Genomic DNA, 21,377 nt, shown 5'->3' on the forward strand with positions numbered 1-21,377 from the left:
GCCGGTCGACTCGTGAAGTCGACCGGCAATTCCTTTGCGTCATTTCCCGCCGTTTCCTGGCTGCTTTCTCGCCGCGGTCCGCGGCGGGAAAACGGTGGCCCGCGGCGGGAGACCCCTCAGGCCGTGACGGCGTCCTCCGCCCGGATCGGCAGCCGGCCGACCGGCAGGCCGGTGGCGGCGCGGACGGCTGCGGCGACCGCCGCCGGGGCCACCACCGCGGGCACCGCGCCGACCGCCTTGGCCCCGAAGGGGGCGACCACGTCGCGCTCCTCCAGCAGCGTGGCGATCCGCACCTGCGGGGTGTCCAGCGCGGTCGGCAGCCGGTAGCCGGTCAGCGAGGGGTTCTGCAGCACGCCGCCCTCCGTGCGCAGGTCCTCCAGCAGTGCCAGGCCCACGCCCTGCGCCACACCCGCCTCGATCCGGTCCTCGATCTGGCGCGGGTTCAGCGCCCGGCCGACGTCCTGGGCGACCGTCACCTCGACCACCCGTACGGTGCCCAGTTCGATGTCCACGTCCACCACCGCGCGCATCGCGCAGAACGAGATGGAGACGAAGGCGTCGCCCTGCCCGGACTCGTCCAGCGGCTCGGTGGGGTGCGGGCGGCACTGCGCGGTGGCCCAGAGCTCCTTGCCCTCCAGCGCCTCGGCGACCGGCATGCCCAGCACCCCGTCGTACGAGGTGATCTTGCCGTCGGCGATCTGCAGCAGCTCCGCCGACATCCCGAAGTTGGCCGCGATCGGCTGCAGCAGCTGGTGGCGGACCATCAGCGCGGCCCGCTCGACGGCGCCGCCGGAGACCCAGGTGTGCCGGCCCCGCGCGGAGGGACCGGCGATCGACTGGTCGCTGTCGGCGGGCGCGATGTAGACCTCGCTGACGCCCAGTACGGTCTGCACGATCTGCCGGGCCAGCGTGGCGAAGCCCTGCCCGGCGTCGACGGCCGCGCAGATCACCGTGGCGTGGTCGCCGCTGACCCGCACGGTCGCGGTGGAGACCTCGTCCTCGCCCTCGGCGCCCAGCATGTGCACCATGCCGACGGCGTAGCCGATGCCGCGCCGCACCGCGGCCGGGTCGCCCGCGCCGCCGGGCCCGCCGGGCAGCACCCACTCGGCGTCCGGGTCGTCCACCGGCAGGGCCGGCAGCGGCTCGTCGGCGACGGCGTCCAGCAGGGCGCGCACCGGCGCCGGGCAGGTGACGGCCTGTCCGGTGGGCAGCGGGTCGCCGGTGGACATCGCGTTGCGCCGGCGGATCTCCACCGGGTCCACCCCCACCCGGGCGGCCAGCTGGTCCAGCTGCGACTCGTAGGCGAAGCAGGCCTGCAGCGCGCCCTCGCCGCGCATCCGCCCGGCCGGCGGGTTGTTGGTGCGCACCGCCCAGGCGTCCACGAAGACGTTGGGGCAGATGTACGGGCCGACGGAGAACGCCGTCGCGGCGGCCAGTGCCTCGGCGGAGACGTCCGCGTAGGCGCCGCCGTCCAGCAGGATCTGCGCCTCGACCTTCACCAGGGTGCCCTCGGCGTCGGCGTGGTGGCGGTAGCGCAGGAGCGCGGGGTGGCGCGAGGTGTGGGTGTGGAAGGACTCCTCGCGGGTGAGGGTCATCTTCACCGGGCGGCCGGTGCGCAGCGCCAGCAGTGCCAGGGTCACCTGGAAGGACAGGTCCTCGCGGTCGGTGGTGGCGCCGGGCACGCCGGTGACCACCAGCCGGACCCGGTCGGGCTCCAGGCCGAGGCAGGCGGCGGTGCGGTCGCGGTCGCCGTGCGGGTCGGTGGAGGACAGGTGCAGTTCGACGCCGCCGTCCGGGCGCGGTACGGCCAGTCCGGCCTCGGCGCCGAGCGGGGCCGGGTCCTGCCGGCCGACCTGGTAGAGGCCCTCGACGACGATCTCGCCGACCGCTTCCGGGTCGCCGGTGCGCAGCGGCAGGTGGCGGAACAGGTTGCCGTCCGGATGCAGCGCCGGCGCGGTGAAGGCCTGCTCGGGGTCGATCACGGCCTCCAACGGCTCGTAGTCGACCGCGATCAGACCGACCGCCAGCCGGGCGGTGTCCGGGTGGTCGGCGGCCACCGCGGCGATCGGCTCGCCGTGGTGGCGCACCACGCCGGCGGCCAGCACCGGGCGGTCCGCGACGATCGGGCCGGCCGGGGCGCCGTCGGGGGCGCCGTCCGGGCCGGGCGGCAGGTCGGCGGCGGTGACCACGGCGTGCACACCGGGCAGCGCGAGCGCGGCCGAGGTGTCGATGCCGCGGATCCGGGCGTGCGGGTGCGGCGAGCGCAGCACCGCGCCCCACAGCAGGCCCTCGGCCCACAGGTCGGCCGCGTACGGGTAGATGCCGAGCGCCTTGGGGAGCGCGTCGCTGCGCAGCGGGGAGCTGCCCAGGCCGAACGGCTCCGGTGCGCCGCCCTCGTCACCGTCCTGCTGGGGTGCTGCGCCGATGTCGGTAGGCGACGTCATGATGCGTGGTCGTCCTCGGGGAGCCGGATGCCGTGGGCGGGGGTGGCACCGTACGGGACGCCGGCCGGGGCACCGCCCTCGGCCGGGGCGCCGTGCGGGTGCGGGGCGGCGTACGGGGTGCCGTGCGCGGGGGTGGGCTCGTAGACCGGGGCGTCGTAGCCGGTGTCGTAGCCGTTGTGCTGCTGGTGGCCGTCCGGGTAGGGCAGGTACGTGCCGTGGGCGGGGGTGTCCTGGTACGGCTGTTCGGGGTAGCCCTGCGGCGGGTAGTACACCTGGTCGTCGGTGGCCTGGGCGGGGATCTGGGCGGGGATGCCGCCCTGCACCGGCGCCAGGACGGCGGTGTCGTACACGCCGGTGTCGTAGCCGCCCGACGGGTCGCCGTACGGCGTCCCGGCCGGGGCCTGCGCCTGCTCGACGGGCTGCTGCCCGGCGGGGTGCGAGCCGGCAGGGTGCGGCGCAGCGGGGTGCGGCGCAGCGGGCCGCTGCTGCGGGACGTGCTCGATCCAGGCGTCGGCGTCGGCGTAGACCGGCGGCTCGACGGCGGGTGCGGCTTCGAAGGGCGCCCCGGCGGGCGCCTGGGCCCCCGGCTCGGCGGGCGTGCCGCCCGGCGCCCCGGCGGCCGGCTCGGCGGACTGCGCGGCCTCCGCCGCGGTCTCCTCCGCCTCCTCGGCCTCCACCGCGCGGGCGTCCGCGACGGTCTGGACGGCCGCGAGCACGCCCTTGTAGCCGGTGCAGCGGCAGAGGTTGCCGCAGAGCGCCTGCCGGGCCTCGACCTCGGTGGGCCGGTGGTTGCGCTGCAGCAGGTCGTGCACGGCCATCGCCATGCCGGGGGTGCAGTAGCCGCACTGGACGGCGCCGGAGGCGGCCAGCGCCTGCTGGACGTCGCTCGCGCCGCCGCCGGCCGACAGGCCCTCGACGGTGTTGATCTCGCTGTCGGCGGCCAGCGCGGCGGGCACCAGGCAGCCGGCCACGAGCTGGCCGTCCACCTGCACCGAGCAGGCCCCGCACTCGCCCTGCTCGCAGCCGTCCTTGGCGCCGGCCAGGCCGAGCCGTTCGCGCAGCACGTAGAGCAGGCTCTCGCCGATCCAGGCGTCGGTGACGGGCCGTTCGAAACCGTTGACCCGCAGCGTGTAGGAGGCGCACGGGCGCAGCTCGCGACTGACCTGCGGGGAGAGGCCGAGCGGGTCGGCGTCGAGGGTCTCGTTGGGGTCTGTGGTCACTTCAGCGCCCTTCCCAGTGCCCGTCGGGCCAGCACCGCTACGGTACGCCGCAGCCGAACGGCGGCCGCGGTCGGCCCCTCGGTCACGGCCTCCCAGGCGCCTTCGGCGCCGTAGTTGTCGGGGACGCAGGCGGTGGCCACGTACTCGCCGAAGGCGGCGGTCGCGGCCGGGTCGATCTCCCGGCTGCCGTCCCAGTCGATGCAGCCGGCCACCCAGGCCTCGGCCTCCAGCGGGCGCAGCGGCACCGGGGCGACGGCCCCGACGGCGCAGCGCACCGAGCGCCGGGCCGGGTCGAGGACGAGGGCGACGGAGGCGGTGGCGCGGGCCGGGCCGCTGCGGCCGGTGGCCTTGAGGAAGACCTGTGGCGCGTGCAGCAGCGGGACGCGCACCCAGGTGAGCAGTTCGCCGGGGCGCACCGGGTCGAGGCCGGTGAGCAGGTGACTGACCGGCACCTCGCGGCTGCCGCCGGCCCGGGCGAGGGTGACGCTGGCCTCCAGCGCGGCGAGCACCGGCAGGGTGTCGCCGGCCGGGGCGGCGGTGACGATGTTGCCGCCGAGGGTGCCGACGTTGCGGACCTGCGGCGGGCCGGCGGTGCGGGCGGCGTCGGCGAGGGCGGGGATGAGCGCGGCGAAGTCGGGGCGGTCCATCCGGGCGTGGGTGAGTCCGGCGCCGAGGACGGCGGTGCCGCCGTCCTCGTAGCGCCAGCCGCGCAGTTCGGTGATCCGGCCGAGGCCGACCAGGGCGGCGGGGCGCAGCCGGCCGGCGTTGACGGCTTCCATCAGGTCGGTGGCTCCGGCCACCGGTACCGCGGCCGGGGCGGTGGCCAGCGCGTCGACGGCCTCGTCGAGCGAGGCCGGCAGCATGATCGTCCGGTTCACCTGGGTCCCACCGTGCTCCACTTGCTCATCCGTCGCCTGCCGCCCGCGGCTTTCGGCCGTGTTGTCCTGCGTCAGCAGCCCGGCCTGGCCCGTAGGGTACGGGCGATCGGGCCGGGTTGGGCAACTCTGGCACACAATGCTCGATGATCATTTCGGGGCTGGTGAACGGGACTGCCCGATTGGGACGGATACCGGGCGGTATCTGCCCGGACCCGGTCCGGGCCTGGGCAGATGTTCATCTGTTCTTGACGTCGGATGACCACCCGGAAGTTCCCGACGGGTAGGACTAGCCCACCGGCGGCGGCCCCTCGATCGGCCGGCCGAGCACGCCGGGCCGGCGCTGCCACGGGTGCGGTCCGCCGGCCGGGCGGTACTCGACGCCGAGCGCGTCCAGCACCGCCAGGTGCGCCGTCAGCCGCTGCTCGAACCCGGCGAAGTCACGCGCGGCCGGCTCGGAGGGCAGCTCGGACCAGGCGACCTCGGCGAAGGCGACCAGTCGGGGGAAGGCCCGGTAGTCGATGTCCCGGGCGCTGTCCGCGAACTCGCTCCACAGGTTGGCCTGGGTGCCGATCACGTGCCGCGCGGCGGCCCCGTCCAGTTGCGCGGGCACCGGCTCGAAGCGGTAGACGTCCTCCAGCGTGCGGACGAAGCCGACCGGGATCGGCTCGTCCGGTCCGTCCGCCTGCCGGTGGTCGAAGTAGACGTGCTGCTCGGGGCACATCACCACGTCGTGCCCGGCCTTCGCGGCGGCGATCCCGCCGCCGAAGCCGCGCCAGGAGGAGACGGCGGCGCCCGGGGCGAGCCCGCCCTCCAGGATCTCGTCCCAGCCGATCAGCCGGCGGCCCCGCTCGGCCAGCCAGCGGTCGAAGTGCCGGATGACGTGGCTCTGCAGCTCGTCCTCGTTGGCCAGGCCCAGCTCCCGGATCCGGGCCTGGGCGGCGGCGCTGTCCTTCCACTGCTCCTTGGGGCACTCGTCGCCGCCGAGGTGGATGAACTCGGAGGGGAAGAGCTCCAGGACCTCCTCCAGCACTCCTTCGAAGAAGCGCAGGGTCTCCTCGGAGGCGTTGAGCACGTGGTGGCTCACCCCCCAGTCCGTCCAGACGCCGAGCGCGGCGGTGTCCACCACGTCGGTGTTGCCCAGCTCGGGGTAGGCGGCGACGGCGGCCTGGGTGTGCCCGGGCAGGTCGATCTCCGGGACGACGGTGACCCCGCGCTCGGCCGCGTACGCGACGATCTCGCGCAGGTCGTCCTGGGTGTAGTAGCCGCCGTGCGGGCGGTCGTCGCGGCGCTGCCCGGTCCGGTAGCCGACCATCGAGCGGTCCCGCCAGGCGCCGCGCCCGGTCAGCCTCGGGTAGCGCTTGATCTCCACCCGCCAGCCCTGGTCGTCGGTCAGGTGCAGGTGCAGCACGTTGAGCTTGTGCGCGGCCAGCAGGTCGACGAAGCGCAGCACGTCCGCCTTGGGCAGGAAGTGCCGGGCGACGTCGAGCAGGGCGCCGCGCCAGCCGAAGCGGGGGGCGTCCTCGATGTCGGCGCCCGGCAGCACCCAGCCGTCGCGGCGCAGCGGCGAGCGGCGGTAGGCGTCCGGCCCGAGCAGCTGCCGCAGGGTCTGCGCCCCCCACCGCGCGCCGGCCGGGCCGCCGGCGGCGAGCAGGGCGTGGCCGGGGCGCACCGTGATCCGGTACGCCTCGGCGGCGAGCGCGTCGTCCTGGACCAGTTCGATTCCCGCGCCCGGCCGGCCGGGGCCGAGCGGCAGCCCGGTGGCGGCGGACAGCGTGCCGCGCAGCCAGCGCTCGGCGTCGGCCAGCGCGGGCGGGGCGGTCAGCGTGGTCGCGGCGTCGAGCGGGAAGTCCTCGTCCGGGCGGCGGACGGCACTCGAAGGTGCGGGAATGAGGTCCATTCCGACATCCTGCCCACGCCCGCGATGATTGGCATAGACCACCGTGCGATCGCGGTGCTATGCAAAACGGCGCTGCGGCCGGGAACGGGCGGCGGACTACTTGTCGCCGTCGCCGTCCTGCGGCTTGCCGATGCCGTCGTAGATCTCCTTGCACATCGGGCAGACCGGGTACTTCTTCGGGTCGCGCCCGGGCACCCACACCTTGCCGCAGAGCGCCACCACGGGAGACCCGGAGAGCGCGCTCTCCATGATCTTGTCCTTCTGGACGTAGTGCGCGAAGCGCTCGTGGTCGCCGTCCCCGTGGGACACCTGGGGGACGGGCTCGACCAGGGTGCCGGTGCCGAGGCCGCGCTCGGGCTCAAGAGTGCTCATGGGTGCCAAGTCTATGGGCGCCCCGGGAAACCGGGCCAGTGTCGCGCGTCGGGGCCCGCGGCTCAGTTCATCGTCGGGTCGTCCGGGTAGGTCGTCAGCAGGGCCAGCGGACCGCGCTGGCGGCGCAGCACCGCGCGCCACAGCCGCTCCGGCTCGGGGTTGGAGACGTCCCCGGGCTCGCACTCCACCAGGTACCAGGCGCCGCTCTCCAGCTCCGCCTCCAGCTGGCCCGGCGACCAGCCGGCGTACCCGGCGAAGATCCGCAGGCTGCCCAGCTCGCCGGCCAGTACCTCGGGCGGCGCGCCCAGGTCCACCAGGCCGATCGCGCCGTGCACCCGCCGCCAGCCGAGCGGCCCGCCGGTGCCCGGCTCGCCCGGCGCCACCGCGAGGCCGAGTGCCGAGTCCAGCGCCACCGGGCCGCCCTGGAACACCACGGCCGGCTGCCCGACGAGTCTCCCCCAGCCGTCGAGCACGCTGCCCACCTCGACCGGCGTCGGCCGGTTGAGGACCACGCCGAGCGCCCCCTCGGCGTCGTGGTCGAGGAGGAGCACCACCGCCCGGGCGAAGTTCGGGTCGGTGAGCATGGGCGTCGCGACGAGCAGACGGCCGGTGTGGGACCGGTCTCCGTGCGAATGGGCCGCCGTCATGCCTCACATGATCCCGCAGAACGGCCCCGGTCGGACACCGCAACGCCCGAAACCCGACACGCCGGACGAACACCCGTACGGCGGCACCGGCGGGCGCGAGCGCGCCCGGAGAGAGCACCATCACGGGAGAGGCTCACGGGAACCAACGGCACGCCCACTACCATCTACGTCTGGTGGACGCCCATACGGTGCCGACTCGGATTCACCGGGGGCCCGAACGCGCCCGTATCACCGGTCCACCACCGGCTCTCTCCCGGAGCCCTCCCCGATTCCTCTGGCACCCCGGATTGCGAGAACGATGACCGACGACGTCCTGCTGGTCCACGGCGGAAACCCGCTCGAAGGCGAGATCCGCGTCCGCGGTGCGAAGAACCTGGTCCCCAAGGCCATGGTCGCCGCCCTCCTCGGCCAGGGCCCCAGCAGACTGCGCAACGTCCCGGACATCCGTGACGTCAAGGTGGTCCGCGGACTGCTCCAGCTGCACGGCGTGACCGTGCGCACCGGTGACGAGGACGGCGAGCTGATCCTCGACCCCTCGCACGTCGAGAGCGCCAACGTGGCCGACATCGACGCCCACGCCGGCTCCTCGCGGATCCCGATCCTGTTCTGCGGCCCGCTGCTGCACCGCCTCGGCCACGCCTTCATCCCCGGCCTGGGCGGCTGCGACATCGGCGGCCGCCCGGTCGACTTCCACTTCGAGGTGCTGCGCCAGTTCGGCGCCACCATCGAGAAGCACCCGCAGGGCACCTACCTCGTGGCCCCGCAGCGCCTGCGGGGCACCCGGATCGAGCTGCCCTACCCCTCGGTCGGCGCGACCGAGCAGGTGCTGCTCACCGCGGTCCTGTGCGAGGGCGTCACCGAGCTGCGCAACGCGGCCATCGAGCCGGAGATCGTCGACCTGATCTGCGTCCTGCAGAAGATGGGCGCGATCATCGCCCTGGGCACCGACCGGACCATCCTGATCACCGGTGTGGACGAGCTCGGCGGCTACAACCACCGCGCGCTGCCGGACCGCCTGGAGTCCGCCTCCTGGGCCTGCGCGGCGCTGGCCACCAAGGGCGACATCTACGTCCGCGGCGCCCGCCAGCTGGAGATGATGACCTTCCTGAACACCTTCCGGAAGGTCGGCGGGGCCTTCGAGGTGGACGACGAGGGCATCCGGTTCTGGCACCCCGGCGGCGAGCTCAAGGCGATCGCCCTGGAGACCGACGTGCACCCGGGCTTCCAGACCGACTGGCAGCAGCCGCTGGTGGTCGCGCTGACCCAGGCCACCGGCCTGTCCATCGTGCACGAGACGGTGTACGAGTCGCGGCTCGGCTTCACCGGCGCCCTGAACCAGATGGGCGCGCACATCCAGCTGTACCGCGAGTGCCTGGGCGCGACCCCGTGCCGCTTCGGCGCCCGCAACTTCCTGCACTCCGCGGTCGTCTCCGGCCCGTCCAAGCTGATCGGCTCCGAGCTGGTCATCCCGGACCTGCGCGGCGGCTTCTCGTACCTGATCGCGGCGCTGGCGGCCGAGGGCACCTCGACCGTGCACGGCATCGACCTGATCAACCGCGGCTACGAGAACTTCATGGAGAAGCTGCGGGACCTGGGCGCCCACGTCGAGCTGCCCAGCGAGCAGCTGGTCGACGCCTGACCGTCACCCCGGCCGTACGCCTAGAGGCCGGGCCCCCACACGGGGGCCCGGCCTCTCGGCGTTCAAGGGGTGGCTCAGGCAGCGCCCTTGGCGGCTTCCTTCAGCTTGGAGCCGGCGCTCACCTTGGCGCTGTAGCCCGCGGCGATCTGGATCGGCTCGCCGGTCTGCGGGTTCCGGGCGGTGCGGGCGGCACGGTGGGTGCGCTCGAAGGTCAGGAAACCGGGGATGGTGACCTTCTCGTCGCCCTTGGCGACGACCTCGCCGACGATCTCGGCGAAGGCGGCCAGAACGGCGTCGGCGTCCTTGCGGGTCACCTCGGCGCGCTCGGACAGCGCGGCCACCAGCTCACTGCGGTTCATGTGTACTCCTGTGGTCTGTTCGCTTGCGGTGTGCGGGGGCCCATCGGTGCTCCCACCGGGGGGCACCCGGATAGGCCGCAGGTCCGCACACTGTGCTCATGCAGGCAATGCGTGGTCGCAGGCCGGATCCGTACCCGATGCCGCGCGCCGGAGCCTTCGAAGGCCCACCCGCCTGCCTGGATACGAATCCTGCCCCGACCGGCCCCGAGAAAGCCAATCGGGCCCCGGCCGGGCCACCCGAACACAGCCCGCCCGTTGGAGGTGTGACGCTCCGTCGGCTCCGGCGGACCGGGCGCGGACGGCGGTCGGGAGGACTCGCCGGAAGACCAGGGGGACGTTCCGTACTTGTCGGACACGCCTGCCCCGTGCAGGGCTACCGTACGCCCTAGGACTGACAAGCCCAAACACGCCCCTCGCCCTTGTGTCGCAAGGGTTCGGGGCGGGCCGGGCGGGTATGACCACTATTCGTACATTTGAGCGACCGGCGACACGGCCGCCGATCCGGCCGTCAGAGCTTGACGACGGGGAAGGCGGAGGTGTCCAGGGTGCCGACGATGCCCGGGGTCGGACGGTCCGGCGCGCGGTCCTCCTGGACGCCGGCCAGGGCCGCGTCGCGCACGGCGGCGGCGACGGTCTTGGCGACGTCCTTGTGGAAGACGCTCGGGATGATGTAGTTCGCGTTCAGCTCGTCGTCGGCGACGGTGGTGGCCAGCGCCCGGGCGGCGGCGATCATCATCTCCGTGTTGACCGTACGGCTCTGGGCGTCCAGCAGGCCGCGGAAGACGCCCGGGAAGACCAGCACGTTGTTGATCTGGTTCGGGAAGTCGCTGCGGCCGGTGGCGACGACGGCGGCGGTCTGCCGGGCGATGGCCGGGTCGACCTCCGGGTCCGGGTTGGCCAGCGCGAAGACGACCGCGTTCTCGGCCATGGTGGCCAGGTCGTCGCCGTCCAGGACGTTCGGGGCCGAGACGCCGATGAAGACGTCCGCGCCCGCCACGGCCTCCTTGAGGCTGCCGGTGCGGCCCGAGCGGTTGGTGTGCTCGGCGATCCAGCGGAGGCTGTCGTTGAGGTCCTCGCGGCCCTCGTGGACCACTCCGCGCACGTCCGCCACGGTGGCGTGCTCGACGCCGGCCGCCATCAGCAGCTTGAGGATCGCGGTGCCGGCGGCGCCGGCGCCCGACATCACCAGGCGGATGTCGCCGATCTCCTTGCCGACCACCTTCAGCGCGTTGGTGAGGGCGGCCAGCACCACGATCGCGGTGCCGTGCTGGTCGTCGTGGAAGACCGGGATGTCCAGGGCCTCGCGCAGCCGGGCCTCGATCTCGAAGCAGCGCGGCGCGGAGATGTCCTCCAGGTTGATCCCCGCGAAGCCGGGGGCGATCGCCTTGACGATGGCGACGATCTCGTCGGTGTCCTGGGTGTCCAGGCAGAGCGGCCACGCGTCGATCCCGGCGAAGCGCTTGAAGAGGGCCGCCTTGCCCTCCATGACCGGCAGCGCGGCCGCCGGGCCGATGTTGCCCAGGCCCAGCACCGCGGAGCCGTCGGTGACCACGGCCACGCTGTTGCGCTTGATGGTGAGGCGGCGGGCGTCCTCGGGGTTCTCCGCGATCGCCATGCAGACCCGGGCGACGCCCGGGGTGTAGATCATGCTGAGGTCGTCGCGGTTGCGGATCGGCAGCTTGGACGACATCTCGATCTTGCCGCCGAGGTGCATCAGGAAGGTGCGGTCCGAGACCTTGCCGATCGACACGCCGTCGATCGCGCGCAGCTTCTCGACGATCTCCTCGCCGTGCGCGACCGAGAAGGCCGCCACCGTGACGTCGATTCGCAGCGCCTCCAGGCCGGAGGCGGTGACGTCGAGACCGGTCACCGAACCGCCGGAGGACTCCACGGCCGTGGTGATCGCACTGACGGCGTTGCCCCGCGCCGGGACCTCCAGCCGTACCGTGATCGAGTTGGAGACACTGGGCACCGTCGCCATCGACGCTTCCTTCTTCCGTCTGTCCCGCAGGCTCAACATTTTGTTGAAGGCATCGCCTGCGCATGCTAGACCTCGATCGTCGCACCTTCCAAGGGATAGCCAGAAATAACGTTCATTGAGTGTGCGGATCCGACAATCCGGGCCCGCCACCACCGAGCTCCCGCCGCCCACTCCTTGCCTCTCCGGGCCGATGCGTTACATTGGACGGGACACCGGCTCGATCCAAGCCCCCGGGCCCAACCTTCGTCCCTTCGAGGGACCACTTGCCGCGAGGCGAGCATGGCGGGTCGGTGTCGTCAACGTCTGAGGGCCCCTCACCAAGCGGTGAGGGGCCCTCTTCCGTACGGTCCGTCAGTCGCGCAGCAGCGCGGGCACGCCGGCCGCGTCCGGCAGGTCGTCCGGGCCGGACAGCACGGTCAGCCGCTGGGTCGCCCGGGTCAGCGCGACGTACAGCACCCGCAGGCCGGCCTCCGACTCGCCGGCGATGCCGGTCGGGTCGGCCACCACGGTCGCGTCGTACTCCAGGCCCTTGGCCTCCAGGCTGCCCAGCGCGACCACGCGTTCGCCCAGGCCCTCGGCCCACCCGGCCGCCTCGGCCCGGCGGTCCATCGGCACCACGATCGCCACGGTGCCGTCCACCTCGGCCAGCAGCCGCTCCAGCTCGGCCCGGGCGGCCTTGCCGAAGGCCTCCGGCGCGGGGTCGGCGGTCGCCGCGAAGCGCGGCTCAACACCGACGTGGCGCACCGCGCTCGGCGACGGCGTGCCCGGCGCCGCCAGCGCCAGCACTCTGGCCGCGACCTCGGCGATCTCGGCCGGGTTGCGGTAGTTCACGGTCAGCGTGAAGCGGCGGCGCGGCTTGCCGGCCAGCACCTCGTCCAGCGCGGACTGGGCCTCCTGCGGGAACGGCCAGGAGGACTGCGCCGGGTCTCCGACGATCGTCCAGGTGGCCATCCGGGCCCGGCGGCCGATCAGCCGCCACTGCATCGGGGTGAGGTCCTGCGCCTCGTCCACGATGATGTGCGCGTACTCCTTGCGCTCCACCGGCTGGCGGTCGCGCCGGCGGGAGCTGCGGTCGGCGAAGGTGGTGACCTCCTCCAGCCCGGTCAGCAGGTCCGTCGCGTCCACCTCGCGGACCTTCGGACGGGCCGGCTCGCCGAGCAGCACCTGCAGCTCGTCCACCAGCGCGACGTCGTGCGCGGACAGCGCGCCCTCGCCCGCGGGGGACAGGTGGCGCCAGGAGGCGGCCAGCAGCCTCGCCTCGTCCGGGGTGACGGCGCGGCGGGCGATCCGGTTGGTGTGGCGGTGCTGCTTGAGCGTGCCGAGCACCCGACGCGGGGTCAGGGCCGGCCACCAGGCGTCCAGGAAGTCCAGGAACGACGCCTCGTCGGAGACGTAGTCGTCGAAGGACTCCTTCTCCTCCTGGCGCTGCTCGCGGGTGTAGTGGTCGGTGGGCTTCGGCAGGTCCTTGACGAGCTCGTGCCACAGGGCGTCCAGCAGCAGCCGGCGGGCGCGCGGGCGCAGCAGGTTCAGCGGGGTGCCGCCGGAGCCCACCACGTTGCCGCGCACGGCCCGCAGGCGGCCCGCGTCCAGCTTCAGCACCTCGCCGCGGGCGACCACCTTCAGCACCTGCGGGGCGTTCAGCTCCAGGGCCGCGCGGGCGGCCCGGCGCAGCAGCGGCACCATCCGGGCCGAGCCCTTGACCCGGGCCGCCTCGGGGGTGTCGTAGGTGCCCGCCTCGATGCCGTCCACCAGCGAGCCGACGGCCCGGATGGCGACCTGGCCCTCCTCGCCGAGGGCCGGCAGCACACCCTCCGTGTAGGAGACCAGCAGCGGGGTCGGCGAGACCACCAGGATGCCCCCGGCGTAGCGGCGGCGGTCCTGGTAGAGCAGGTACGCGGCGCGGTGCAGGGCGACGGCGGTCTTGCCGGTGCCCGGGCCGCCGGTGACCAGGGTGGCGCCCGCGGCGGGGGCGCGGATCACCTCGTCCTGCTCCTTCTGGATCGAGGAGACGATGTCGCGCATCGAGTGGCTGCGGGCGCGGCCCAGCGAGGCCATCAGCGCGCCGTCGCCGACCACGGCCAGTTCCTCGCCGTCCAGGGTCGGGGTGAGGTCGGGGCGCAGCAGGTCGTCCTCGACGCCGACCACCCGGCGGCCCTTGGAGCGGATCACCCGGCGGCGGATGACCCGGCCGGGCTCGACCGGGGTGGCGCGGTAGAACGGCGCGGCGGCGGGTGCCCGCCAGTCGATCACCAGCGGGCCGTACTCGGCGTCCAGCACGCCCAGGCGGCCGATGTGGAGGGTCTCGGCCACGACCGGGTCGGCCGGGTCGAGGGGGGTGTTCGAGGGGATGCCGTGCTCCTCCGGGGCGTCCGCCCGCTGGAGGTCGATCCGGCCGAAGAGGAAGTCCTCGAACTCGTTGTTGAGGCGCTGGAGGTGGGCGCCGGCCCGGTACACCTGGGCGTCCCGCTCGGCGAGCGCGCCGGGAGTGCCGACCTGGACCCGTTTGGCGGCGTCCTCCAGGATGTACTCGGCCTCGGCGAGCTTCTCCTCCAGCCGGTGGTAGACGGTGTCGAGGTGCTGCTGCTCACCGGTGATCTCGCGCTCGCGGACGGTCTCGTGGTCGGTGGCGGGGGTGGTATCCGTGTTGCTCTGCATGGCCTCGGTGGTAGCGGCGGAATCCGGCTCCGGAAAACGAGCGGACGGATGATCCTACGCCGCGACCCCGGCGCGGCGCTGCACCGGAACGTACAAAAATCGAAGGCCGCCCTCCGCGCGGAGCGGTGGGCGGCCTTCGATGCAACATGGGGTGGTGGAGATGCCGGGAATCGAACCCGGGTCCAGTGGAGTTAATTCAGGGCTTCTCCGAGCGCAGTCCGCTGTGATTTTCTCGGCCCTGGCGGTCACGCGGACAAGCCGCCAACAGGCCCAGCTGCTGTTTGATTTCCCATCCGCCCTCGCAGCCCGGGCGGACGGTTGAGTTCCCTAGATTATGCCAGGGTCCGGGTCGGGAACTCCCCGGTCTGACACCCAAGCGCTATCGGTGCTTATTAGGCAGCGAGAGCGAACTGCTGGGAATCGCGCTTAGAGTTGGCGATTATTTTTTTGCGACACGTGGTTTACGAGATCATTGCCGCGTTCCTCGGCTCGCTTCCCCTGTTTCAACATCCCCTGTCGAAACCGATCATCCCCATGTTTTTTTGAGAAACAGCTCGGACGTCGACCGTCCGTGGTGCTTGTGCCATAGTACGCGAGGCGACGGGCGAGGGTCCAGCGGATTAACCCTGGCGCCGCCGGGCGGCGGCCACCGCGCGGGCCGTCTCGCGGGTGTCCTGCTTCTCGCGGAGCGTCTGACGCTTGTCGTACAGCTTCTTGCCGACCGCGAGCGCGAGTTCCAGCTTGACCCGGCCGTCCCTGAAGTACAGCGACAGCGGGACCAGGGTGTGGCCCGCGTCGCGGACCTTGGTCTCGATCTTCTGGATCTCCATCCGGTGCAGCAGCAGCTTGCGCTTGCGGCGGGCCGCGTGGTTGGTCCACGTCCCCTGGGTGTACTCGGGGATGAAGACGTTGTCGATCCACGCCTCGCGGTTCTGGATGTAGGCGTAGCCGTCGACCAGGTTGGCCCGCCCCTCACGCAGCGACTTGACCTCGGTGCCGGTGAGTACGAGGCCGCACTCGTAGGTGTCGAGGATGGTGTACTCGTGTCGCGCCTTCTTGTTCTGCGCGATCAGCTTGTGTCCGGTTTCCTTTGCCATAGCGCGGACATTCTCGCACTTCGGCCGCCCGGGGGCAGCCCCTTTAAGCGCGGGTTCCGAGCCCCGCGAGGACCCGCAGGGCGAGCGCGCCGGCGTCCTCGCCGGTGGCCGCCGGGACGTCGGGGGTGAGGCCGGCGCCGTCCAGGGAGCGGCCGGCCGGGGTGAAGTAGCGGCCGACGGTCATCTCCAGCACGGCGCCGTCGGCGAGCCGGCTGGGCTGCTGGACGGTGCCCTTGCCGAAGGTCCGCGCGCCCACCACGACGGCGCGGCTGCGGTCCTGCAGGGCGCCGGCGAGCAGTTCGGCGGCGCTCATCGTGCCGCCGTCCACCAGCACCACCAGCGGGGTGCGCTGGTCGCCGCCGCGCGGGGCGGTCAACTCCCTGGTGTCGCCGCGTTCCTGGTACGAGCCGACCGGGCCGCCGTCCAGGAAGATCCCGGCGGTGCCGGCCGCCTCGTCGACCAACCCTCCGGAGTTGCCGCGCAGATCGAGCACCACGCCGGTGTGCGCGGCGCGCAGCGCGGCGCGGACCTGATCGGCCACGCCGCTGGTGAAGGCCCGGACGGTGATCCGCAGCACGCCCTTGTCGAGGCGCTCGGCGGCGACCTGCTGGCTGTCCAGCAGCCTGCGCCGCAGCCGCAGTTCGCGCGCCTCGCCCCCGCCGCGCCGCACCTCCAGGGTGACCTCGGAGCCGGCCCGGCGCTCGTCGCCCTGGCCGCGCAGCCGCGCCACCACCTCGGTGACCGGCAGGTGGTCGGCCTGGTCCGGGCCGATCCGCACCAGCCGGTCGCCGGGGGCGATCCCGGCGGCCGCGGCCGGGCCGTCGGGCGCGACCTGGGAGACCTCGGTGGCACCGTCCTCACCGCGGCCGACGGACAGGCCCACGCCGAGGTACCGGCCGTCCAGGCCCTGGCTGAACTCGGCGTACTCCTGCGCGCTGTAGTACGCGCCCCAGCGGTCGCCGTTGGCCCCGAGCAGGTGCTCGGCCTGCTGCTCCGACAGCGCGCTGCCCGCCGGGTCCGACGGGAGCCCGCCGCCCGCGGCCCGGGCGGCGTCGGCGGAGGGGCGCGGCGGCACGTCGGCCGGGTCGCCCCAGGCGCCGGCGGCCGCGCCGGTCAGCAGTACGGCGCCGAACACCAGGCTGAGGGCGGCCACCTGACGTGCCCTGCGCGGAGTTTGCAGCATGGACCGGAGTGTAGACACCGCCGCGCGCGCGGCGGTGCGGAACGGGGAGCGTGGAACGGGGACGGCCCCGGACGGCGCAGTGCCGTCCGGGGCCGTCGAGGCGTCCGGGGATCAGACCTTGAGGTACTTGCGCAGCGTGAAGAACGCCGCGATGCCGGCCATGCCCATACCGACCACGACCAGCAGCGGTATCACCGCGAGCACCGAGCCGAGGCCGATGAAGTGGATGAACTGCACCCGGTCGGCCAGCCAGTTCTGGACGAAGAAGTGCCCGCCGACCAGCAGTCCGGAGGCCATCACCGCGCCGAGCAGCGCGGCGAACGCGGCCTCGGCGATGAAGGGCATCTGGACGTAGAAGTTCGAGGCACCGACCAGGCGCATGATGCCGGTTTCGCGCCGCCTGCTGAACGCCGACACCCGGACGGTGTTGACGATCAGCAGCAGGGCGACGAAGAGCATCAGCACCATGATCACGAAGGCCGCCGTCTGCAGGCCGTTGAGCAGGCCGAACAGGTTCTCCAGGATCTTCCGCTGGTCCTCGACCGACTTCACGCCGGGCTTCCCGGCGAACGCGCTCTGGATGACGTCGTACTTGGTCGGGTCGTTGAGCTTGACCCGCCAGGACTGCGGCATCGCGTCCGGGCCCAGGACGGAGATGAGCGGGTTGTCCGGGTTCATGTCCTTCCAGTGCTTGTACGCGTCGGCGGAGCTCTCGTACGTGGACGTCTGGACCACCGAGGACATCTTGTCCAGCTGGTCCTTGATGTCCTGGACCTGCTGGTCGGTGGCGGCGCCCTTGTCGCACTGGGGCGAGTTCCGGGCATCCGCCTTCGTGCAGAAGTAGATGCTCACCTCGACCTTGTCGTACCAGTACCCCTTCATGGAGTTCACCTGGTCGCGGACCAGGAGCGAGGAACCGGCGAGGGCGAGGGAGAGCGCGACGCTGACGACGACCGCGATGGTCATCGTCAGGTTGCGTCGGAGACCCACACCGATCTCCGACAGGACGAACTGGGCACGCATGCGGGAAACAACTCCAGGGTCGGTACTGCTGGGGTCGGGCGATCCGGGCGGGCGGCCCTACGGGGTCAGCGCTGGTCGGTCAGTGCTGGTAGCCGTAGACGCCGCGGGCCTGGTCGCGGACGAGCAGCCCCTTGTCGAGCTCGATGACGCGCTTGCGCATCTGGTCGACGATGGCCTGGTCGTGGGTCGCCATCAGCACCGTCGTGCCGGTGCGGTTGATGCGGTCGAGCAGCTTCATGATGCCGACCGAGTTCTGCGGGTCGAGGTTGCCGGTGGGCTCGTCCGCGATCAGCAGCATCGGACGGTTCACGAAGGCGCGCGCGATCGCCACGCGCTGCTGCTCACCACCGGACAGCTCGCCCGGCATGCGGTCCTCCTTGCCGCCGAGGCCGACCAGCTCCAGCACCTCGGGCACCACCTTGTTGATGGCGCTCTTGGGCTTGCCGATCACCTCCAGCGCGAAGGCGACGTTCTGCGCGACCGTCTTGTTCGGCAGCAGGCGGAAGTCCTGGAAGACGGTGCCCAGCTGGCGGCGCATGTGCGGCACCTTCCAGTTGGACAGCTTGCCGAGGTCCTTGCCCAGCACGTGGACGTCGCCCGTGGTGGGGCGCTCCTCGCGCAGGCACAGGCGCAGGAAGGTGGACTTCCCCGAGCCGGACGAGCCGACCAGGAAGACGAACTCACCCTTCTCGATCTCCAGCGAGACGTTGTCCAGGGCGGGACGGTTCTGCTTGGGATAGGTCTTGGAGACGTTGTCGAATCTGATCACGGCTGCATCACGGAGGCCATCCTAGGCGGCGCCAATCCTCGGTCGGTCCGCCCCGGAGGCCCGGTCCGTGGGCGGGCGAAGGGAGTGCGGAGGGCCGCTCCCGGTCTGGGACCATACGCGAATCGGCGCCCGGCCCGCAGGGTCGGCCCGGAGCAGCACCCGGAACCGGGGGATAATGTCCGGTTATGCCCCGAATATTGCGAGGCATCTCACAGCCCGGGAGCCGGAACCGCCCGAACCTGGCAGAGTGGAGGGGGCGACCGGCTCCGGCCGCTCCCCCGTACCGGGCAGGAACGGGAACCAAAGCCCCGTCCGGAGCGTTGGCTGTAGCAGCGAGGAGGAGATCGCATGACCTGCGACCATCTGGTGTGCGCCAACTGCAACGGCCGCGTCAGCGACGGGCGTTGCCCGGTGTGCCGCGCCAACCGGGCCCGACTTCAGGAGCAGCAGGGGCCGTTCGCCGCGCTCTCCCCCGCGGTGCTGCTGGCCCTGCTGGCCGGGCTGCTCGCGGTGGCGCTGATCGCCCGGCAGGCCTTCGCCTGACCCCGAACCCGTCGACAGACGGCGAAGGGCCCCGACCTCAGCGGTCGGGGCCCTTCGCCGTTTGTCGCTACGACGCGGTGCGCGCTGCTACTCGGCGCTGGTCTCGCGCTGCTTGCGCCACCGGATGCCGGCCTCGATGAAGCCGTCGATGTCGCCGTCCAGCACGGACTGCGGGTTGCCGGCCTCGTACGCCGTGCGCACGTCCTTGACCATCTGGTACGGGTGCAGGACGTAGGAGCGCATCTGGTTGCCCCAGGAGCTGCCGCTGTCCTTGAGCGCGTCCATCGCCGCCTTCTCCTCCTGGCGGCGCCGCTCCAGCAGCTTGGCCTGGAGGACGTTCATCGCGGACGCCTTGTTCTGGATCTGCGAGCGCTCGTTCTGGCAGGAGACCACGATGCCGGTCGGGAGGTGGGTGATGCGCACCGCGGAGTCGGTGGTGTTGACGCCCTGGCCGCCCGGGCCGGAGGCGCGGTAGACGTCCACGCGCAGCTCGCCCTCGTCGATGTCGACGTGGTCGGACTGCTCGACGACCGGAAGGACCTCGACGCCGGCGAAGGAGGTCTGCCGGCGGCCCTGGTTGTCGAACGGCGAGATGCGGACCAGGCGGTGGGTGCCCTGCTCGACCGAGAGGGTGCCGTAGGCGTACGGCGCCTTCACGGTGAAGGTCGCGGACTTGATGCCGGCCTCTTCGGCGTACGAGGTGTCGTACACCTCGGTGGGGTACCCGTGCCGCTCGGCCCAGCGCAGGTACATGCGCATCAGCTGCTCGGCGAAGTCGGCGGCGTCCACGCCGCCGGCCTCGGCGCGGATGTTGATCAGCGCCTCGCGGGAGTCGTACTCGCCGGACAGGAGGGTCCGGACCTCCAGTTCCTCGACGGCCTTCTGGAGGGAGCCGAGTTCGGCCTCGGCCTCGACGCGGGTGTCCGCGTCGTCCTCCGCCTCGGCGAGCTCGAACAGCACGCCCAGGTCGTCGATGCGGTTGCGCAGGCTCTCGGCCCGGCGCAGTTCGCCCTGGAGGAAGGAGAGCCGGCTGGTCACCTTCTGCGCGTTCGCGACGTCGTCCCACAGGGTGGGGGCGGCTGCCTCCTCCTCCAGGACCGCGATGTCGGCCCGGATCTTGTCCAGGTTGAGGACGGCCTCGATCGACCCCATGGTCGTATCGAGGTTCTTGAGCTCTTCGGAAGGATCGACGGCTGCCACGCCCCCAGCGTAATGGTTCCGGAGGCGGTCCTGGCGACACCCCCGTTCCGGATCGGGCTACGGGGCCCGCGGGGCGGTGCCGTGCACGGCCGGGCGGGCCGGGTGGCCGCGGTCCGGGGCGGTGTCCGCGAAGGCCGTCCAGGCGGCGGCCGCGCCCGCCAGCAGCAGGACGGTGGCCAGCAGGACGGCCAGCAGCCGGCGGCGGCGCAGCAGCGCCTGGCGGTCCCGGCGGTGGCCGGGGTTGGTGCGCTGGGCGCGGGACTCGGCGGCGTACGCGGCCAGCTCGTCGGCGGACGGGCGGCGCAGGCTGGTGTGGGTGTCCCGGGTGGAGTCCGGGACGACGCCGGGCACCAGCGGGACGGCCGGGCCGCGGCGGCGCTTGTGGGTGCCCGGTCCGGCGTCGATCTCGGCGTAGACGGCCTCGCCCGGGGTCAGCTGCTCCTCGGCCGGGGCGCGGCCCTGGGTGGGCACCACCAGCACCGGCAGGCCGGCCAGGGACGGCAGCTGCTCGCGCAGCCGGGCGGCCAGCTCGGCGGCGCGCAGCCGGGCGGCGGGGGCCTTGGCGAGGCACTCGGAGATGATCCGCCACAGCCCGTCCGGCAGGCCGGGGATCGGCGGGACCTGCTCGGTGACGTGCCGGCGCAGCACCGCGCCGGTGTGGCCGCCGCCGAAGGGGGTGAAGCCGGCCAGCAGCTCGTACAGGACGGTGGCGAGGGCGTAGATGTCGACGGCGGCGCGCGGCTCCAGGCCCTCGATGATCTCGGGAGCCAGGTAGTCGGGGGTGCCGATGATCCGGGTGGCCCGGGTGCGGCGCGGGGCGTCGACCAGGCGGGCCACGCCGAAGTCGGTGAGCTTGGCGCGCGGGGCGCCGCCGGGGCCGGGGGCGGCGGCGAGGTCGAGCAGGACGTTCTCCGGCTTGACGTCGCGGTGGACGATCCCGGCCGCGTGCGCGGCGGCCAGGCCGTCGGCGACGTCGGCGATGATCGAGGCGGCGGTCTGCGGCGGCAGCGCGCCGTCCCGCTCCAGCCGGGAGCGCAGGTCGCTGCCCTGGACCAGCTCCATCACCAGGGCGAGGTCGCTGCCGTCCACGACCATGTCGCGCACGCCGACCACCCGGGGGTGGTCGAGGCTGGTCAGCGCGGTGCGCTCCTGGACGAAGCGGCCGACCAGCACCTGGTCGGCGGCGAGGTCCTCGCGCAGCAGCTTGACCGCCACCGGGCCGTCGGGCCCCTCACCGAGCCAGACCGTCCCGGCCGAACCCCGGCCGATCACCTGGTGGACGGTGTACCGGCTGCCGATCTTGCGTGCCAATGCTGCTCCGTGGGCGGCGCGGGAGCGCTCCGGGGGGTTCCGGTGCGCTCGGTGGGGCGGGACAACAGCGACCAACCTACGCGCCCGGCGGCCCCGCGGGGCCGCCTGAGGGGCCCGGAGCGGGACTCTCGGGCAGGAAATCTCGTGAATTGTCGACAA

17 protein-coding genes and 1 other RNA gene are annotated in these 21,377 nt (G+C 72.9%); 2 read left to right on the plus strand and 16 right to left on the minus strand.

Annotated features, from left to right (window positions below):
* Window positions 1-116: 116 nt before the first annotated feature.
* The 6 genes from AC0B61_RS17130 to AC0B61_RS17155 form a co-directional block, all read right to left on the minus strand.
* The gene (locus AC0B61_RS17130) at window positions 117-2,444 is read right to left on the minus strand and encodes a xanthine dehydrogenase family protein molybdopterin-binding subunit (RefSeq protein ID WP_471741480.1); all 2,328 of its coding nucleotides are present in this window, start codon (window positions 2,442-2,444) and stop codon (window positions 117-119) included.
* A complete protein-coding gene (locus tag AC0B61_RS17135; RefSeq protein WP_471741481.1) occupies window positions 2,441-3,664 on the minus strand; it encodes a (2Fe-2S)-binding protein in 1,224 nt (407 codons plus the stop codon). The genes AC0B61_RS17130 and AC0B61_RS17135 overlap by 4 nt, the downstream gene beginning before the upstream one ends.
* Window positions 3,661-4,527 carry an FAD binding domain-containing protein gene (locus AC0B61_RS17140; protein ID WP_471741526.1) on the minus strand — a complete coding sequence of 289 codons (867 nt, stop codon included), beginning with the start codon at window positions 4,525-4,527 and terminating at the stop codon, window positions 3,661-3,663. The genes AC0B61_RS17135 and AC0B61_RS17140 overlap by 4 nt, the downstream gene beginning before the upstream one ends.
* Before the next feature lie 301 nt (window positions 4,528-4,828).
* Complete coding sequence (locus AC0B61_RS17145; RefSeq protein WP_471741482.1) at window positions 4,829-6,439, minus strand: beta-N-acetylhexosaminidase; 1,611 nt, start codon at window positions 6,437-6,439, stop codon at window positions 4,829-4,831.
* Window positions 6,440-6,535: 96 nt separating this feature from the next.
* A complete protein-coding gene (locus AC0B61_RS17150; RefSeq protein WP_030242972.1) occupies window positions 6,536-6,811 on the minus strand; it encodes a DUF3039 domain-containing protein in 276 nt (91 codons plus the stop codon).
* A 62-nt stretch (window positions 6,812-6,873) separates the two neighbouring features.
* Window positions 6,874-7,458, minus strand: coding sequence for a YqgE/AlgH family protein (locus AC0B61_RS17155; RefSeq protein WP_471741483.1), 585 nt, complete (start codon window positions 7,456-7,458; stop codon window positions 6,874-6,876).
* Window positions 7,459-7,756: 298 nt separating this feature from the next.
* Between AC0B61_RS17155 and murA the strand changes: the two genes are divergently transcribed.
* Window positions 7,757-9,097, plus strand: coding sequence for a UDP-N-acetylglucosamine 1-carboxyvinyltransferase (gene murA, locus AC0B61_RS17160; RefSeq protein ID WP_471741484.1), 1,341 nt, complete (start codon window positions 7,757-7,759; stop codon window positions 9,095-9,097).
* 74 nt (window positions 9,098-9,171) lie between these two features.
* On the opposite strand, the gene AC0B61_RS17165 is transcribed toward murA, so the two are convergent.
* The 8 genes from AC0B61_RS17165 to ftsE form a co-directional block, all read right to left on the minus strand.
* Entirely contained in the window at window positions 9,172-9,456 is a 285-nt protein-coding gene (locus tag AC0B61_RS17165; RefSeq protein WP_030242980.1) for an HU family DNA-binding protein, read from the minus strand.
* Window positions 9,457-9,964: 508 nt separating this feature from the next.
* Entirely contained in the window at window positions 9,965-11,437 is a 1,473-nt protein-coding gene (locus tag AC0B61_RS17170; RefSeq protein ID WP_471741485.1) for an NAD-dependent malic enzyme, read from the minus strand.
* A gap of 351 nt (window positions 11,438-11,788) precedes the next feature.
* Window positions 11,789-14,092: a HelD family protein gene (locus AC0B61_RS17175; protein ID WP_471741486.1), complete on the minus strand. Its 2,304-nt coding sequence runs from the start codon at window positions 14,090-14,092 to the stop codon at window positions 11,789-11,791.
* 152 nt (window positions 14,093-14,244) lie between these two features.
* Window positions 14,245-14,626, minus strand: a transfer-messenger RNA (tmRNA) gene (gene ssrA, locus AC0B61_RS17180).
* Window positions 14,627-14,712: 86 nt separating this feature from the next.
* A complete protein-coding gene (gene smpB, locus AC0B61_RS17185; RefSeq protein WP_471741487.1) occupies window positions 14,713-15,189 on the minus strand; it encodes an SsrA-binding protein SmpB in 477 nt (158 codons plus the stop codon).
* Between the two features lie 43 nt (window positions 15,190-15,232).
* Window positions 15,233-16,372: a S41 family peptidase gene (locus AC0B61_RS17190; protein ID WP_471741488.1), complete on the minus strand. Its 1,140-nt coding sequence runs from the start codon at window positions 16,370-16,372 to the stop codon at window positions 15,233-15,235.
* A gap of 111 nt (window positions 16,373-16,483) precedes the next feature.
* On the minus strand, window positions 16,484-17,395 hold the full coding sequence (ftsX, locus tag AC0B61_RS17195) for a permease-like cell division protein FtsX (RefSeq protein WP_471741489.1): 912 nt from the start codon (window positions 17,393-17,395) through the stop codon (window positions 16,484-16,486).
* Between the two features lie 79 nt (window positions 17,396-17,474).
* Entirely contained in the window at window positions 17,475-18,164 is a 690-nt protein-coding gene (gene ftsE, locus AC0B61_RS17200) for a cell division ATP-binding protein FtsE (RefSeq protein ID WP_471741490.1), read from the minus strand.
* Between the two features lie 348 nt (window positions 18,165-18,512).
* Between ftsE and AC0B61_RS17205 the strand changes: the two genes are divergently transcribed.
* Entirely contained in the window at window positions 18,513-18,707 is a 195-nt protein-coding gene (locus AC0B61_RS17205) for a hypothetical protein (RefSeq protein ID WP_471741491.1), read from the plus strand.
* An 87-nt stretch (window positions 18,708-18,794) separates the two neighbouring features.
* On the opposite strand, the gene prfB is transcribed toward AC0B61_RS17205, so the two are convergent.
* Together prfB and AC0B61_RS17215 are read right to left on the minus strand one after the other, a co-directional pair.
* Window positions 18,795-19,907 (minus strand): peptide chain release factor 2, encoded by a 1,113-nt coding sequence (gene prfB / locus AC0B61_RS17210; RefSeq protein WP_471741492.1) that lies wholly within the window; start codon window positions 19,905-19,907, stop codon window positions 18,795-18,797.
* Window positions 19,908-19,964: 57 nt separating this feature from the next.
* Window positions 19,965-21,218 (minus strand): serine/threonine-protein kinase, encoded by a 1,254-nt coding sequence (locus AC0B61_RS17215; RefSeq protein ID WP_471741493.1) that lies wholly within the window; start codon window positions 21,216-21,218, stop codon window positions 19,965-19,967.
* Window positions 21,219-21,377: the final 159 nt, after the last annotated feature.

Source organism: Kitasatospora sp. NPDC023385, from assembly GCF_055664045.1.